The sequence below is a fragment of the Arenibacterium halophilum genome (assembly GCF_005938225.1).
GTDB classification, from domain to species: domain Bacteria; phylum Pseudomonadota; class Alphaproteobacteria; order Rhodobacterales; family Rhodobacteraceae; genus Arenibacterium; species Arenibacterium halophilum.
This window is the reverse complement of the sequence record NZ_VCPC01000007.1, coordinates 16960-32527: the sequence shown is the minus strand read 5'-3', so window position 1 is coordinate 32527 and position 15568 is coordinate 16960. Positions and strand designations below refer to the sequence as shown.

Below are 15568 nucleotides of genomic sequence, written 5' to 3'. Positions count from 1 at the left end.
GTCGGCGTGCGTACTACGGCGCGCGGCTCAATTTGACCGCGGCGGCATTCCTTCGTTCTCCGCAGCCTGAATCGCAGACTTGTCCTGCGGAGTTCTAGCTTCACGGATGGGTGTCACGGTATCAGAGCCGACCTCAGACGAACGTTTGCCTGAGTAGAGATGCCGAAGCTGCACTTCAGAGACACCGTCGGCCTGCATAACCAGCTGCACCATCGGGTCGGCCAACATCTCTTCGAGGAAGAACTCCGTGAGTTCTTTCCCGGTAAGTTCGTCTTTTGCCTGGGCCGCATCGAGGTCGGCCAGAGAAACCATCAAGGTCCTTGACAGCCCAGGATGTGAAGTTCGCGGATGCAGATTTACCAGAACCGAGGCCTTCCAGGCATCGGGGTTGCGGTCATCGGGCGGCGCACTCAGCTCGGTTTCGATGTCATAGGTTCCGGCCGGCAGCATTTCGTCAAAGCCCGGGACAGTGAACGGTCTCGAAAACACCGCAACGCTCTTTAGTTTGGGGTGTTCCATCTGCGTCCTCCTTGTTTACGGTCAATTCGGTGATCTCATGTTCCGCCAGCGGCCTCCCCTGCGTTGGAAGACCTGCAAATCCAGAGCCTCGCCTCAGAGAGGATCAGAGCCGTGATCGCCTGATGGCCGACCACTTGGATTGAGGCCCGATCAGGTCAATTGATCGGTCCAGACCCGGAACTCCAACAGCGTGCTTGGCCCGAAGGTCTGCGTCAAAGGCACATCCGCGGCATCCCGGCCGCGCGCGATCAGGATCCTCGCGGTGCGCCGTGTGTTGTTGCGCGGATCGAAGACCCACCAGCGACCCTCGAGAAAGACTTCCATCCAGGCCGCGAAATCTCCGGGCGGATAGGGCTCGGGCTCGCCAATATCGCTCAGATAGCCCGTGCAGTAGCGGGCCGGAATGTTCATGCATCGGCAGAAGGCGATGGCGAGATGCGCAAAATCACGGCACACACCGGCCCGGCCGGCAAGCGTCTGAGAGGCTGTGCGGGTCGCATTCGCCTGCATATAGTCGAAACGGACATGCCCATGCACGAAATCGCAGATCGCCTGGACGCGTGACCATCCGGGGTCCGTGGTCTCGAAAAGGCGCCACGCCTCCTCCGACAGAAGGTCGGTGTCGCAATACCGGCTGCCCTGCAAAAACACGAGCGTCTCGAAAGGAGGATCCTGAACCGCGTGCTGCCGCGCGCCGGGCATCGTGGGATCAGGCTGGCCCGTGTCGCGGAAGATGCCATCCTGCGCAAGCACGGGGAAGGCGAATGACGCGATCACACCGGCCATAGCTGCCGTAGTCGCAATCAGGCTCGCCAGAGGTTGCCTCATCGCCGCTTTCTCCTTGACGGACCAGAGTCCGCGGGTTGCCGCGCGGGTCTTCGATAACCCTAGCGTCAGCGTTCCGTTCAACCGTCGAGCGGGCAGTGGCGGGGAGCCTCTGGAGTTCGATCTCGATGGCATGCCTTCGTTCTCGGCCACCTGGATCGAGAAGTCCTGTGGGACTGTCGGATGAGTACTAACGGTCATCGGGGCGACAATTTGTGCAAGGCCGCAGCGGCAAGAGCATGTTCCTTCTGGTGGTAGTCGCCGCGGAACTTGCCGTCGACCTGCACTTCCCAGATGCCGTTTCTTTCGCTCACCTGAACCCCACTGCGCTGCGTCGGCCGGTTCATGGAAGAATCTTGTGCTCCTCTGCTTTTCGGCGGCACGGGTTTCATGTCGGTCATTTCCGGCTCCTTCGCCTTTGGCACGCGCACTTCTCCGAGGAGCATCACGGCGCGAATGAATTCTGCCGCGTAGTCGTCGGTTTCGCGGTGGTCGTGTTCGTGCCTGGCCATACTCATCGGCTCGACGAAGCGTTCTCGAAGGTGGTCCACGAAACGCGGCTCGGTACGGGCCATGTAGGCGATCAGAGCTTGCAGGATCCGTTCATGAGCCAGCACACGCCGTTCGAGGTCGGTGGTCTCGGGTGAAGCTATCGGCATGGCGCGGTTCATCCTTCATCGACCGCGCTTTCCGGGCGCTCCGGCAACGAGTCAACATCAAGGGCTGCGAGGCAGGCCTGCGCGATATCGCGGTTCGGAGCATCTGTTCCAGGCACCGTCGCCCAGCCCGCCTCCATCAGGGCATCGCGCCGCTGATAGGTCGAGGCGGCCCGGATCGTTTCAAGCTTTTCGGCCCGTGCTGGGTCAGACTGTGCCATCTCAAGGCAGACCGGCACCATGGAAGCGACGACATCGTCCTGGGACATCGCCATTGCCCTGTCATGCGCGGTTCCGCCGGTCACCCAGCCGCCCCAGGTAAAACCGACCACGCCGACGAAAACCGCACCGATCACCGCACCATAGATGCCGGGCTTGAGCCATTCGGGAGTATTCATTTCAAGTCCTCCTGCGGAGAAGGCGCCGCCTCGCCGTGATTGTTCTTCTCAGTCGCGGCCCGATCCCGGCTCAGCGCCTCTTTCAGGTCGCTGTCGGAAATCGCCCGTAACTCTGTCCGTCCCGCATGACCGCCCCTTCCGCGCACCGTCAGGTAGGTCGCGGTCCGGCGATACGCCTCGAAGCTGAGCCCTTGTAGAAGCTCTTCTTCGACAAGAACCTCGTAGTCGCCCGGGGGCAAATTGCCTGGGTATCCCGGCAACGCGAACGGGTTCGAAAATGTCACCGTCGATCTGGTCGACCGCATGTTCATCCCTGGTCTCCGCGATGTTGGCAGATCCGTCGCTCACCACTGTTGACGGCCCCTTGGAGTCCGGGACGGACCAGTCGAACGATTTAGTGTCTTGTACCTCGGGATCGTCCGACTGGTGCTGACGCATGTTAGTCTTGGGCACCGAACCGGCTACCTTCCCGAGTGGGCAGTCGTCCGCACTGACCTGTGTAAGGGCGGGGAGACCGCCCTGCGCGTATCCTTTGGGAAACGGGGGCGATCTGCGTTCCTGCAAACCTTGAAAGGATTGGCAATGGCCGACCCCAATGTTCTCAACCCGCACCCGCCCGAGTTCGATCGGTTTCTCTATGCGTCGGTCGGCGAGGACCGGAACGGCTATGCCGTGACTGTGCTCTCCACGCTCGCGCGGCTTGGCCTCGATCCATGGAATGAAACAGCTGAACTGGTCACGCTGGGGCGCGACGCCGCGCGGGCACGCTTGGGAACGCTTCTTGCCCGATTTCGGGACGTTCCTGCGCTCGCCAGCGATCACGGCAGGATTGCACGAGACCTGAGCCAGCTGCTTCCCGAAGGACCGACGTCAGGTGCCCTGCAGCGCGCTGCCTCGACGGTGGCCGATGGCCGCCCGGGAACAAGCGGAGCGATCTGGGCGGTGCTCGCGATCATCTTCGTACTGTTTCAGATGTTCATGGTTGGCGGGTCGGGGTCAGGCGAATGACCGTCTCAACCGCAACCATGGGCAGACCGGCACATGCGGCACACAAGTCCGGCACGCTATCGCCGCGCGAACAGGGCGTTCTCTGGGAAATGGAGGAACACTTCTGGACCAGTGGCGCCGACAACGCGCGGGCAACGACTGCGACCAACGCCGTCATGGTCTTCCCCTATCCGCCCGGGATCCTCCAGGGCGACCAAATCTGGACCCATCTTCAACAGAGAACCGGCTGGCGGTCCGTCTCGATGGCCGAGCGGCGCGTCACCCGGTGTCGTGATATCGCCATTCTCACCTATCGCGTCTCGGCAGAAAAACCCGATGTGCCGATCTACAAGGCCCTCTGTGCCTCTACCTACCTCAACGATAACGACAGATGGCTGAGGATTTCCCATCAGCAAACTTCGGTGGCTTGACAAGCGCAGAGGTAATCGACCTGCCGCAGGCGTCGGGGCTAACCTGCGTCAGTGCGGCGGGGCGCCGACTCCGTTTAGGTGAGACGTGCCGCCGAACATTCGGTGGTGCATTTTTCCGAGTACCCGAGAAGCGTGTGGGCGTGCCGATCCCAAAAAGGACGGCATGTCGACACGCTTCTTATTCTCGGAGCGTCCAGAAAGGACAATCCCAATGACTCCCGAACAGAACAAGACCGCCGAAAAGATGACCTCCGTGAAGGCCGCATGGGACAAGGCGCCCGCTGGTCCGAAGAAGGATGCGGCGCTGAAGCACTACCAAGCAGCCGAGAAGGCCAACACCGCGAAGAACGACGCCGAGACCAACAAGGAACTCGATGCGGCGACCCACGCCCTCGCGTAACCTCCGGCGTCTGACGTGAACACTGGGGCCGCCTGCCGAGCAAGGGAGGGCGGCCCTCTCATTTCAGTAGCGGCCCAGTCTGGTCCAGATATTCCGGATCGAACTCGGCAAGTTCCACCAACCCGCCATAGTCGTGAAACGTAACGCGGCCGTCCCGAAAGGTGACCAGTCCACTCTCGCGAAGCTGCCGCAGGACGCGGTTCACATGGACCGCGCTCAACCCCAGCGTATCGGCGAGGTGGTATTGCGTCAGAGGGCAGTCGAATCCTTCCCTGCTGCCTATTCCAACCAGCGCAAGCCTCGATCCCAGTTCGAGCAGGAAATGCGCCATTCGGGCGTCCGCATCACGCCGACCGATCCCGACCAGATGCTCCACGACCATCGCTTCGTCCCTTGACGCTGCCCAGAGTATGGCGGTCGCGAGGCGCGGCGTCCGCGCGAAGGCATCGATAAGGTCGCTCGCCAGCACTTCGGCGGCCTCGATGTCAACGATGGGTTCGAAGCTGTGATCCGACGTGCGCAACAGGACGCTGCGCAATCCCAGAAAATCCCCCGGCACTTGGAAATCCACGATCTGCCGCGTCCCGTCGGCCTGGAGCTTGTAGGAACAGACCCAACCCGACGACAGAATGTACGCGGCTTGAGCCGACTGCCCCTGATGCACCATGTCACGCCCCGCGACGAATGAGCGACGACGCTCATGCAGTCGTTCAAGCACGGCCAGCTCGACCTCCGACAGGGCGACGAAGGCGGAGAGCTTGCGTGTCAGGGGGCTGTGTTCGGCTGATGTCATGAAGGCTCCCGGCGTGCCGTGACCCAGGAGCGGAAATCGGTCCGGACACTGCTCTGGATCAGTCCAGCATAGAGCACTTCCTGCGAGAAGTACGGATGTATCTGAAACTCGCCTTCCACGGGGATCACGATGCCAAGGAAGGGACGCCAGATGTCGACCGCGAGCGAACATGCAGGCCAGGCCGCCCTGTCAATCTGCGAAGCGCTCCTGCTTGCCTTGAACGATCGCGGGGTGCTGCCGGAGCACGAGATCGTGGGGGTTCTTCGCGACGCCGCGGCGACCCATGAGAATGTCGTTGGCACCGAACTCGAAATGGAAAGGCACCGGGCCGTCGCCGAAATGATCAATTCGATCATAGCTGGAGGGAACTCCGTTCGACGCCCGTGATGCAATACCGCGGCGGTCTGATCCGCAATCTCGAAGAATAGCCCCACCAGGTTGTCGCCGCCTTGCGCGCATCGGAGCCGGGCATTCGAACAAGGCACTTACGCCCGACAATCCGCGACAAGGAGCACGTCGATGTCATTCACTCCCCTCCACGACCGGGTCCTCGTTCGCCGCATTGAAGGCGACGAGACGACCAAGGGCGGCCTCATCATTCCCGATACCGCCAAGGAGAAGCCTAAAGAAGGCGAAGTCGTCTCCATTGGTGCCGGGGGAAGGCGCGAGGACGGCGAGCGCATCCCGATGGACATCAAAGCCGGCGACCGGATCCTGTTCGGAAAATGGTCCGGCTCAGAGATCAAACTTGATGGCGAAGACCTCCTGATCATGAAGGAGAGCGACATTCTCGGCGTGATCGCCTGAGCCCGAAATCTTTCACATCAACCTCAGTCTCAGGAATTCACATCATGTCCGTCAAGGAAGTTCGCTTCAGTACCGATGCCCGCGACCGAATGCTGAAAGGCATCAACACGCTGGCAAATGCCGTCAAAATCACACTCGGCCCCAAGGGTCGAAACGTCATTCTCGATAAATCCTGGGGTGCACCGCGCATCACCAAGGACGGTGTGACCGTCGCAAAGGAGATCGAGCTGTCGGACCATTTCGAGAATATGGGCGCCCAGATGGTCAAGGAGGTCGCGCAGCGTACGAACGACGAGGCCGGCGACGGAACCACCACTGCAACCGTACTCGCCCATGCGATTGTCCGGGAAGGCATGAAGTCGGTTGCGGCCGGCATGAACCCGATGGATCTCAAGCGCGGCATCGACAAAGCCGTCGCTGCGGTTGTGGCCGAGATCAAGACCATGTCCCGACCTGTGGGCGATAGCGACGAGATTGCCAAGGTCGGCGCCATTTCGGCCAATGGCGAAGTCGAGATCGGTCGGCAGATCGCCGACGCGATGGCCAAGGTCGGCAAGGAAGGCGTGATCACCGTCGAGGAAAACAAAGGGTTGGAGACCGAGACCGAAGTGGTCGAAGGCATGCAGTTCGACCGCGGCTATTTGAGTCCCTACTTCATCACGAACGCCCAGAAGATGGTCGTCGAGCTGGATGACTGCGTCGTCCTGCTTCACGAGAAGAAGTTGACCTCGCTCGCCTCAATGGTGCCGTTGCTGGAGGCCGTGATCCAGGCCGAGAAGCAACTGCTGATCGTGGCCGAGGATATCGAAGGCGAGGCGCTGGCGACGCTGGTCGTCAACAAGCTGCGCGGCGGATTGAAGGTGGCGGCCGTCAAGGCACCGGGCTTCGGGGATCGCCGCAAGGCGATGATGGAAGACATCGCCGTGCTGACGGGCGGTCAGGTGATTTCCGTGGAAATGGGCACCAAGCTGGAGAATGTCACCATGGACATGCTCGGGTCCGCCAGAAAGGTCACGATCACAAAGGATGACACGACGATCATCGACGGTGCCGGCGACAAGGATGCGATCGCGGCGCGCGTCACACAGATTCGCGCGCAGATCGAGGAAACCACTTCGGACTACGACAAGGAGAAGCTGCAGGAACGGCTGGCCAAGCTTGCCGGAGGAATCGCCGTGATCCGGGTCGGCGGGGCAACCGAGATCGAGGTGAAAGAGCGCAAGGACCGCGTCGACGATGCGCTCAATGCTACTCGCGCTGCGGTTCAGGAAGGTGTCGTGCCCGGTGGCGGCGTGGCCCTGGTTCACGCTGGCAAGGTGCTGGCGACGCTGACGGGCGAGAACGGCGACCAAGATGCCGGGATCAAGATCGTCCGCCGCGCGATCCAGGCACCGCTGCGCCAGATTGCCGAAAATGCCGGGGTCGACGGATCGGTCATTGTTGGCAAGGTCATCGAGAACGACAGCCGGAGCTTCGGTTTCGACGCGCAGGCCGAGGAGTACGTCGACATGCTGAAGGCCGGTGTCATTGATCCGACGAAAGTCGTCCGGATCGCACTCGAAAACGCCGCATCGATCGCTGGGCTATTGATCACGACCGAAGCGATGGTCGCGCAAAAGCCTGAGAAAGCAGGGGCCGGTACCGAAATGTCCGACATGGGTGGTATGGGCGGGATGATGTGAGCGCCCACTTCTAACGGGCAGGGCCCGTGGGGCGCCAAATCGCAATCTGACGAAGACCAAAGACGAGAACGGCATCAGAAACAGAAATATGGATCAGGAGGATCTAACGTGTCAAAAGGTGACAAGAAGCGCGGTAATAGAGAAGCGAAGAAGCCCAAAAAGGTGAAGGAAAAGGTCGTCGCAGCAACCGACTTAACAAAGGGCAAACCTTTGACCAGTCTTGGCGAGCACAAGAAGAATTAATCGCTTGTGGACGTCCCACACGATGAGCTGAGCCGCCTTAAGGCTTGCTTTCCCTACGTCACATCTTCCTCGCCGTGAAGGCTGTCTAGTCTCTAGCCGAGTGACCCGCGGTGTCGCTCGGCAGCGGATAAACAAGACTGTCGAAGCAGGCACGAGATCACGAGATCGAAATCTGAACACACGCTGCACAGGAAATTCTTTAGTCCACCGAAATTGTAACTAAATCGCTACGATCAATCACGAAAGCGACGCCGATTCGGCGCTGCTCTACTCCGTCACAGTTGGTTGCGAGTTGATTTGAACCTACGGGTCTAAGTCATTGATATTGATAGAGCCGAATTAACAACAAATTCTCGTCGCTCACCAAGCCACTGAAATTAATTTGGTTTCTCGAGATAATTTGTTGCGGGGGAAGGATGTGAACCTGCAATCCTTTGGCTATGAGCTTGTTACCCCAGCATCCACCAGCAGCTCCCGATCGGGAAGATCGCGCAGACTCTCCAATCCGAAGGCAACCAGGAACTGCTTCGTGGTGACGAAGGTATAGGGCGCACCGCGGCGTGGCGATCGTGGCCCAGTCCCGATCAAGTCGCGCGCATGCAGCCGCCCGATCAGATCGCGGCTGATCTCCTTGCCAAAGATATCCTTCAGCCCATCGCGCGTGATCGGCTGATGGTAGGCGATGGCAGCGAGAACCGCGACGTCGAATTCGCTCAGATCGAGTAGCTGATCCTCGACATCCGCCGCGGCGCGGATCGCAGGTGCATAGGTAACCCGCGTCCGGAACATCCAGCCACCGGCGACTTGTACAATCTCGAAGGCCCGTCCCTCCAGATCGGCGGCAAGGTCCTCGACAAGCAGGTCGACCGACGCCCCCTGCCCCACGACGCGGGCAAGATCTTCACGCGGCACGGGGGAGGCAGAGGCGAAGAGCACCGCCTCGATCCGGCGCATCCATTCCCGCCAGCGCAACTCTGGCGGCAGGTCGGGCAGCTCGCAATCCAAATCAGGGTCAGAGCGATCCTTCGCCATCGCTACAGCCCGTAGAGCCGGAAGGTGTCGCGCCCGGTCATCTCGCGCACCGCGCCGAGCTCGACCAGCCGGTCGCAGAGCCGCCGCGCGGCTCGATCCGGCAGGGGTAGCGCCGAGGGAGCGACGGCATCGCGGGTCAGGAACATCTCGACCGCGCCGCCGCCCCCTTTGGCCCGCAGCTTCGGCGCGACGGCTTTCAGGTGTGCCGCCCGACGCGCGAGGTCGGCGGAGAGACGCACAGCCTCGACCGCCGATAAGATGAGTGCCCGATGACAGGCGAGACGCAAATCGTCGCCCTGCTTGCGCAGGTCGGCACGTTTCAGACCCGCGGCCAACAACGGCACGAGATGATCCCAACCGAATGTTTGGGCGAGAGCCGCATCCGCGATGACCAGCGAAGCTACGTCAGCGCGTGGCGCCTCCGTCAGCACCGCCTCCAGCACCATCGCGGCCCGAGTCACCGGCGCCCCCTTCCCTGCATTGAGCCACATCGCGATCTTGCCCGACTCGGAGGCCGGCAAGGCTCGACCCAGAGCCTTGGTCGACACTGGCCGCTCCACCGCGCGCCGCCAGGCGAGGCAGGTCTCGCCAGCCGGTCCCGGCAGATCGCCAGAGCGCAACAAATGCACCGCGTCGCGCAGATCCCCTGCTCTCTCCAGGCGCCCGGAAAACGCGACACAGGCCTCCGCTGCGCGCAGCGCGAGCCGGTCCCGCAACAAGGCTTGGGGCACGTCCTCGCGTCCCAACACAAGATACAGGTGGTTCAGCGCCGCGCCCGACAAAAACGCAACATCTTCAAGGGTTTCAGCACGCGCGGAGGTGACCCAGGACGGCATCCGGGGTAGCGTTTCGAGGTTGCTGATGTGATCCGGCCGGGCAAAAGTCATGCCTGAAGCCTAGACTTGCGCGGCGCTTTATTCCAGAAAATAGCGAGATAACCGCCCCGGCTTTCCGCTCTCGGTAATGTCCAATAAATTTGCATTATCGGACATATAAGAATATGCTCAGCGGCATGTCAGAAAACACCGAGAAATCGAGCTCAGACGTGCCAATCGGGCCTTCGTCCAATGAGGACAACGAGAGAGATCGTCCTGACGGCGAGGCTTTGAGCCTTCCGTCCTTTGTAGCGGGCTCAGGCACGCTCGATCAGCTGGTCGACACCGCCCGCGACTATGCGCGCGCGGCGGCGTCGGACAACACGCTGAAGGCCTATGCAAAAGACTGGGCGCATTTCGCGCGCTGGTGCCGGATGAAAGGCGCAGAGCCCCTGCCCCCCGCGCCTGAGCTGATCGGGCTATACCTGACGGATCTTGCCTCCGGGTCGGGCCCCTCCCCTGCCCTCTCCGTCTCAACCATCGACCGCCGCCTGTCGGGCCTCGCCTGGAACTACGCGCAGCGCGGCTTTTCCCTCGATCGCAAGAACCGGCACATCGCCACAGTGCTGGCCGGGATCAAGCGCAAACATGCGCGCCCGCCGGTGCAGAAGGAGGCGATCCTGGCCGAGGACATCCTCGCGATGGTCGCCACCCTGCCATACGACCTGCGCGGGCTACGGGATCGTGCGATTCTGCTCATCGGCTATGCCGGGGGTATGCGCCGCTCGGAAATCGTCAGTCTCGACGTGCACAAGGACGATACGCCCGACTCCGGTGGCTGGATCGAGATCATGGAGAAAGGTGCCCTCCTCACGCTTAATGCCAAGACCGGCTGGCGCGAGGTTGAGATCGGCCGCGGCTCCAAGGATCAGACCTGCCCCGTGCATGCGCTCGAGCAATGGCTGCACTTTGCGAAGATCGACTTCGGTCCGGTCTTCGTTGGCACCTCACGGGATGGCAAACGAGCCTCCGAAACCAGACTGAACGACAAACATGTCGCGCGCCTGATCAAACGCACCGTCCTGGATGCCGGCATCCGTTCCGAGTTGCCAGAAAAGGAACGCCTGGCGCTGTTTTCCGGCCACTCGCTTCGCGCCGGGCTCGCCAGTTCGGCAGAAGTCGACGAGCGCTACGTTCAGAAGCAGCTTGGGCATGCCTCGGCCGAGATGACCCGCCGCTACCAGCGCCGGCGCGACCGGTTCCGGGTGAACCTGACCAAGGCCGCCGGGCTATAGCTCTACATTTTTCAGGGCTGCCAATGCCGCGACATGGCGCGGAAGGTCACTGCGAGAATGCAGGATATCAACGATGATGACCTCGTCAGGCTGATCCAGGAAGACCAGGAAATGCTCCCCTGCCCTGGCGAACCGCAGATCGGCCGCATCATCGATCAAGACCGCACAGCTTCGGCTATGCGCTTGACCGTTCAGGATTGCCTGACAGCGGGTGAGCACCTCGTTCTCATAGAGTTCAGCCTGCTTGAGCCCGAATTTTTCGATCGTCCACTTAGCGATTTCGACCAAGCTGGCCTCAGTGCGGCGCGTCAGCCGAAGGGATCGGCTCATGAAGTCGCGCGCGCTTGTCGAAAGGCCCGCCGGATCGCGTCTTCTCCGCTGCCTTCGGCGAACTCACCCGCCTTTGCTTGCGCCAATCCCTCGAACAACCCCTGCCGGATACCGGCGAGTTGAGCTTCTTCTTGCTCCAGCAGACGAAGCCCCGCGCGCATCGCCTCGCTGACGTTCTGGTAACGTCCGGACGCCACTAACGCCTGCACCAGTTGGTCCTGGGTTTCGGTCAGAACGACATTGCGCGTAACCATCTATCGGCTCTCCTTTGTTGGCAATATATGCCAACGACCCTTTTTGATCAACAACTCACGCGGCTTGCCCACTGAGCCTGCCATAGAAGCTGCGTTCGAGGTGCAGCTCCCCTGCCCCGGCCTTCTCGACCATACCGCGCAGATAGCCGCCCGGCGACGAAACTTCGCCTGCGCAATGCTTCTCGAATACAAGCGCCAGCGCTGCTGTCGCCACCTGTTTGCCCAATCGGTCCTGCGCCACGTTCCAGGCATGCTCGGATACCCCAATCATCGGCCTCAGTTGACCAGCAACCCGGTGCAGATCGCCCCAATCTTTCAGGAACCCGCCCATATTGCGGGCCCAGGACGCGAATTCCGGACAGGCCTGCATTACGGTGGGCAGATCCAGCGCGGCGCGCTTCTTGCGCACGTCGGCAACCCATTCTTCCAGCTCCCTATCAACCTGATCTTCGGGTTGAGCATTGGGCACCACGGCCGCGACTTCCTCATTTTCTGAGGAATTACTAGTTACAGGATCAAGTTGGTTTGTAATTAGTATATGGGGGTCAGAAATGACCTCCCTGGGGTTCATTTCTTGAGTCTTCTCAGGAACTTGTTCATTGGATTCAAGCGTATTTTCCACAGGTTGGACGTTCTCTGTTGCCTTGAGATAGGCCGCTTCGACGCGTTCCTGAAGTTCTTTGAACCAGGTCAGCAGTCGGGCGAGCTGCTCGGACGCTTCATGGCGTCGCGGAAGCCGGTCCAGAAGCTCCTCGAAGAGCCCAGTGAACTGCGTCCAGGGCCCGCGCAGCGCGCTGCTGACGGCCGCCTCGATCCGCGCGCGGATCATGCGGCGTGCCACGGTGATCTGGCGCTTCAGGCGTTGGCAGAGCTCACGTTCGGCCTGCAATTCGGCATGGAGCTCCTCGAACTCCTCGACGCGCGCCGACAGAGGCGACAGATCGAAGCCATAGGCCTCTACGATGCGCCCCTCGGCGTCCCTGCGGCCCCAGCGCTTGCCGTTGGGGCTGTCCTGGAAGGAGATCACGCCGATCTCGGCCAGGCGCCGTGCATGGCGCTTGAGCGCGGAGAGCGAAAACCCCGTCTGCTCCATCAGATAGGCATTTGACGCCCATACGATCGGGCGTTGCCCCTCCTCCCAGTCCTGGGCCTGGGTGAAGGCCCCGAGCGTGTCGAGGAGCATCATGTCTCCGGCCTTGAGGCCAATGTAGGCCCCTACCCGTTTCACGGCCACGAAGGCCCGTGTTTTGGGTACAGCTACCTGTTCACCGGCTTGGGCAAGCTGCTCTGCAATGCCAAGACCCGGTGTCGGCTTGCGCCAACCTGTATGTTTCATGGATAGTTCTCGCCTCCTCTGCTTGATGGAGGGCAAAAGAATCCCTTTCGCTCAGGAGCGTTGCTGTTGACAGTGATTCGCCGGAGAACTATCTTGATAGCGACCAAACTAATCTTGATAAGCTCTCAGGCCCTCAGCTTGGGGGCTTTTCTTTTGCCGTTATCTCAAAGCATATCCGCTCCTGTTTCTTACCTCGTTTGGATCGAAGACCACCGTCTCCGCGGCTCCTGCCTCTTACTTCGATCCGTGTTTCTCCAAGTACTCAGCGATGACATCACTCAAACCTTTGAGAATGTCCTCGTCCAATGTTAGCCCCGTGGCAGCGACTGAGAGCTTCCCGCCCTGCCCTGTAACACTCAATTTCCGCGAACCGATTTTGCGCTGTACCGTGAGTTTCTTTGGGCTCTGCGATTTCTTTTTTGCAGGCTTGGACGGCTTTTCAGTCAGGTCGCCAAGAACCTTTTCTAGGTCACGATGGCTGAGATCGTAGACATTTTTGCACGCGTGCAAAATCTCACCTCTAGCCGCATAGACAGCGCGACCACGTGATACCGCGCTGTTATGGACACCCACACGCTTGGCGAACTCGGTTGCAGTTATCTTCTCGTCCGGTTTGGCGTCTTGTAGCCGCTCGAACATTTCGCCTATCGAAACCAGACGCTCGAAAGCGCTCAGGTTTTCACGTTCCTCATTCTCCCGGAAGCGCATGAATAGCATCTCGAACTGCTCTTCACGGGAACCCCGATGGGATTGTGGAACCAGAATGGCTCGGACAGGCAATCCCAAAGCTTCAAGGATCGCATGGCGTCGCCGACCCACGATCAACTGGAATGTCACGCCTTCTACGTTCTCGGGCTCACGTTCATCCGGTCGCCAGTCAGGATCCGCTGGCCGAACATGAATGGGCGTATCTTGACCATTCTTCTCGATACTCTCTTTGAGCTTCTCGAATGCCTCTTGGTCGCGCCAATCTTCACGCCGGTCCGATCCAATCACGTCCACAATCTGAGACGGATCAATCTGCAACTCATGTCGACCCGCGAGAATGCGCTCCACGACCTGTGCGCGCTCAACGTGAAGCATCTGGCTGGCGTCTGAAAGTGCTCCGGCCTTCCAAGCACTGCCAGAGCCGCCCAGTCTTGGCTTAACCCCACCAACCAGTTTCGCTTCGTCTTCGTGGACCTGTTCGCTTGCACCAGATCCAGGAGCCGCAGACACATCCTCATCTGGGCGCGCAGACTTTTTCTTGAGGACCGAGCTGCTCAATGTTCGCTTCATTCGGCTTCCTCCTCGAAATTGTAGAAGTTTTGCATCCAATCCTCGGCATAGCCACGCTCAAGACCAGGCCAGAGGCGTGAGACGATGGCGTCATTCACTGCGTCAGCATTCTCGATGAACCTGTTGATGCCTTTTCGCTTGCCTGGCGTATCTGGGTCGTACTCGTAGACGGACTGATAAACGTCCGACGCGTTCGAAATAGCATCGGAGCGAAGATAGAATACCGGCAGCACCTCATCTGGGCAGTTTTCGAGCAGGTTGCCGACCTGTGTGAGATCTTGCTCATTTGTTCTCTGAACGATCGTGGGCAACAGCATATGCGCCGCACCGCCCATATCGATCCGATCCGTCGCGAAAATGTGGCGCAGCATGGAGAGGAGACCAGTCACAAAGGTGGACAAGGTCGCAATGTCGAACCCCTTCATCGTCTGCGGGATAATCAACGAAGTAGACGCCATCACATTGTTCAGCTGGAACAGTGTCAGCGCAGGCTGATAGTCGATAATGATGCAGTCCAAGGTCTCGTTAAGGGCACTTTCAAGCTTCGCTTGGTCGACCTTACCGTTGCTCACAAGCTCATTTGGACGGGTGACCGGTGGATGCCCCTCTTTCCAACGATCTATGGAATCTCTTAGAAACCTGTAGAACCGCTTTTCCGGGGTGCCCGCTCGCAACAACCTCGCGATCTGAATTTCGCCTTCGGAGGTTTCGCCATGCGCAGGTACTAGCCGCACGCCCGGCCAGGAGGTTTTCTTGAAGAACCCGTCAAGCGTCTCCGCATCATAGTCAGTGTAAGGGATGGACTCGTCGGTCTGAAACAGCCCCGCGAAGTCAACCATCGTCGGAGTTTCGTCATCTGGCAAAGTTGGCATTTCTTCGCCGCCGACAAAGTACAGCGTGATCGTGCTCTGGGGGTCAGCGTCCATGACGCCGACTCGCATGCCGTAGTGCAGGCTCAGGTACTGAGCGAAGTGCGCAGCACTAAGCGACTTCGCAGTTCCACCTTTCTGACTTGCAAATGAAATGATGGGCAAAGGATCGTCGAGTTTGCGCCAAGCAAGAAAATGCTCAGGCCGCTTTGCTGAGGCAGCCATCAAAGCCCGGATGTGCATCAGCTCCGTCAGGGTGAAAACACGCTCGCGCCCTACATGTTTGCCGGCAGGAAAATCCTCATTGTCCTTAGCGAACTTCGTCAGATGCTGATGGCTAATGTTCAGGAAGCGAGCACATTGGCGCATCGACCAAGAGCGCTTGATGCGCTCACGCATCGTCAACTCCTTGTTGACCGAGACCATGGTCCGGCCAAGGCCCCGCTCGAGCTCTTGAAGGAACTGTTCTATACTGCCGCCCATTACACCGCTCTCATTTCGACTCTCTCAAGGAATCGCTCCGAGTTGTAAATAGCACGGTTTTTGAGGAAATGTACAGATATTGTACGCCTACAGGATTTCCGGCGCACAATATGGGCTACACCGATTGAAAATACG

The 15568-nt window shown here is 60.0% G+C and carries 21 protein-coding genes; 8 read left to right on the top strand and 13 right to left on the bottom strand.

Annotated features, from left to right (window positions below):
• Positions 1–27: 27 nt before the first annotated feature.
• From FGK64_RS20860 to FGK64_RS20840, 5 genes are all read right to left on the bottom strand, one after another.
• Positions 28–519 (bottom strand): hypothetical protein, encoded by a 492-nt coding sequence (locus FGK64_RS20860; RefSeq protein ID WP_138865806.1) that lies wholly within the window; start codon positions 517–519, stop codon positions 28–30.
• Between the two features lie 150 nt (positions 520–669).
• Positions 670–1305, bottom strand: a complete 636-nt coding sequence (locus FGK64_RS20855; RefSeq protein ID WP_246057851.1) for a transglutaminase-like domain-containing protein — start codon at positions 1303–1305, stop codon at positions 670–672.
• Between the two features lie 236 nt (positions 1306–1541).
• Positions 1542–2015 carry a hypothetical protein gene (locus tag FGK64_RS20850; RefSeq protein WP_246057850.1) on the bottom strand — a complete coding sequence of 158 codons (474 nt, stop codon included), beginning with the start codon at positions 2013–2015 and terminating at the stop codon, positions 1542–1544.
• A complete protein-coding gene (locus FGK64_RS20845) occupies positions 2012–2398 on the bottom strand; it encodes a hypothetical protein (RefSeq protein ID WP_088623893.1) in 387 nt (128 codons plus the stop codon). Before FGK64_RS20845 ends, FGK64_RS20850 begins: the two co-directional genes overlap by 4 nt.
• Positions 2395–2709, bottom strand: coding sequence for a hypothetical protein (locus FGK64_RS20840; RefSeq protein ID WP_229804748.1), 315 nt, complete (start codon positions 2707–2709; stop codon positions 2395–2397). The genes FGK64_RS20845 and FGK64_RS20840 overlap by 4 nt, the downstream gene beginning before the upstream one ends.
• 271 nt (positions 2710–2980) lie before the next feature.
• Between FGK64_RS20840 and FGK64_RS20835 the strand changes: the two genes are divergently transcribed.
• From FGK64_RS20835 to FGK64_RS20825, 3 genes are all read left to right on the top strand, one after another.
• Positions 2981–3406 carry a hypothetical protein gene (locus tag FGK64_RS20835; RefSeq protein ID WP_138865805.1) on the top strand — a complete coding sequence of 142 codons (426 nt, stop codon included), beginning with the start codon at positions 2981–2983 and terminating at the stop codon, positions 3404–3406.
• Entirely contained in the window at positions 3403–3816 is a 414-nt protein-coding gene (locus FGK64_RS20830) for a hypothetical protein (RefSeq protein ID WP_246057849.1), read from the top strand. The genes FGK64_RS20835 and FGK64_RS20830 overlap by 4 nt, the downstream gene beginning before the upstream one ends.
• Before the next feature lie 211 nt (positions 3817–4027).
• Entirely contained in the window at positions 4028–4216 is a 189-nt protein-coding gene (locus FGK64_RS20825; RefSeq protein WP_062563232.1) for a hypothetical protein, read from the top strand.
• A gap of 58 nt (positions 4217–4274) precedes the next feature.
• Here FGK64_RS20825 and FGK64_RS20820 read toward each other — a convergent pair whose 3' ends face one another.
• Positions 4275–5009, bottom strand: coding sequence for a Crp/Fnr family transcriptional regulator (locus tag FGK64_RS20820; RefSeq protein WP_138865804.1), 735 nt, complete (start codon positions 5007–5009; stop codon positions 4275–4277).
• A 150-nt stretch (positions 5010–5159) separates the two neighbouring features.
• Between FGK64_RS20820 and FGK64_RS20815 the strand changes: the two genes are divergently transcribed.
• The 4 genes from FGK64_RS20815 to FGK64_RS22780 all read left to right on the top strand — a co-directional run bounded on the left by FGK64_RS20815 (position 5160) and on the right by FGK64_RS22780 (position 7741).
• Positions 5160–5396, top strand: a complete 237-nt coding sequence (locus tag FGK64_RS20815; RefSeq protein ID WP_138865803.1) for a hypothetical protein — start codon at positions 5160–5162, stop codon at positions 5394–5396.
• Positions 5397–5528: 132 nt separating this feature from the next.
• On the top strand, positions 5529–5816 hold the full coding sequence (locus FGK64_RS20810) for a co-chaperone GroES (RefSeq protein ID WP_138865802.1): 288 nt from the start codon (positions 5529–5531) through the stop codon (positions 5814–5816).
• 44 nt (positions 5817–5860) lie between these two features.
• The gene (gene groL / locus FGK64_RS20805) at positions 5861–7498 is read left to right on the top strand and encodes a chaperonin GroEL (RefSeq protein WP_138865801.1); all 1638 of its coding nucleotides are present in this window, start codon (positions 5861–5863) and stop codon (positions 7496–7498) included.
• Positions 7499–7606: 108 nt separating this feature from the next.
• Positions 7607–7741, top strand: a complete 135-nt coding sequence (locus FGK64_RS22780; RefSeq protein WP_281280431.1) for a hypothetical protein — start codon at positions 7607–7609, stop codon at positions 7739–7741.
• A 438-nt stretch (positions 7742–8179) separates the two neighbouring features.
• Here the strand turns inward: FGK64_RS22780 and scpB are convergent, their stop codons facing one another.
• Together scpB and FGK64_RS20795 are read right to left on the bottom strand one after the other, a co-directional pair.
• Positions 8180–8773 carry an SMC-Scp complex subunit ScpB gene (scpB, locus tag FGK64_RS20800; protein ID WP_138865800.1) on the bottom strand — a complete coding sequence of 198 codons (594 nt, stop codon included), beginning with the start codon at positions 8771–8773 and terminating at the stop codon, positions 8180–8182.
• A 2-nt stretch (positions 8774–8775) separates the two neighbouring features.
• Positions 8776–9660, bottom strand: coding sequence for a DUF1403 family protein (locus FGK64_RS20795; RefSeq protein WP_138865799.1), 885 nt, complete (start codon positions 9658–9660; stop codon positions 8776–8778).
• A 113-nt stretch (positions 9661–9773) separates the two neighbouring features.
• Here FGK64_RS20795 and FGK64_RS20790 point away from each other — a divergent pair, with 113 nt between their 5' ends.
• Complete coding sequence (locus FGK64_RS20790) at positions 9774–10883, top strand: tyrosine-type recombinase/integrase (protein ID WP_425456649.1); 1110 nt, start codon at positions 9774–9776, stop codon at positions 10881–10883.
• Here FGK64_RS20790 and FGK64_RS20785 read toward each other — a convergent pair.
• The 5 genes from FGK64_RS20785 to FGK64_RS20765 form a co-directional block, all read right to left on the bottom strand.
• Positions 10878–11213: a type II toxin-antitoxin system RelE/ParE family toxin gene (locus tag FGK64_RS20785; RefSeq protein WP_138865797.1), complete on the bottom strand. Its 336-nt coding sequence runs from the start codon at positions 11211–11213 to the stop codon at positions 10878–10880. The genes FGK64_RS20790 and FGK64_RS20785 overlap by 6 nt on opposite strands.
• A complete protein-coding gene (locus FGK64_RS20780) occupies positions 11210–11467 on the bottom strand; it encodes a type II toxin-antitoxin system ParD family antitoxin (protein ID WP_138865796.1) in 258 nt (85 codons plus the stop codon). Before FGK64_RS20780 ends, FGK64_RS20785 begins: the two co-directional genes overlap by 4 nt.
• A 55-nt stretch (positions 11468–11522) precedes the next feature.
• On the bottom strand, positions 11523–12803 hold the full coding sequence (repC, locus tag FGK64_RS20775; protein WP_138865795.1) for a plasmid replication protein RepC: 1281 nt from the start codon (positions 12801–12803) through the stop codon (positions 11523–11525).
• A 234-nt stretch (positions 12804–13037) separates the two neighbouring features.
• Positions 13038–14081, bottom strand: coding sequence for a ParB N-terminal domain-containing protein (locus FGK64_RS20770; RefSeq protein WP_138865794.1), 1044 nt, complete (start codon positions 14079–14081; stop codon positions 13038–13040).
• A complete protein-coding gene (locus tag FGK64_RS20765) occupies positions 14078–15433 on the bottom strand; it encodes a nucleotide-binding protein (protein ID WP_171054176.1) in 1356 nt (451 codons plus the stop codon). Before FGK64_RS20765 ends, FGK64_RS20770 begins: the two co-directional genes overlap by 4 nt.
• Positions 15434–15568 lie beyond the last annotated feature (135 nt).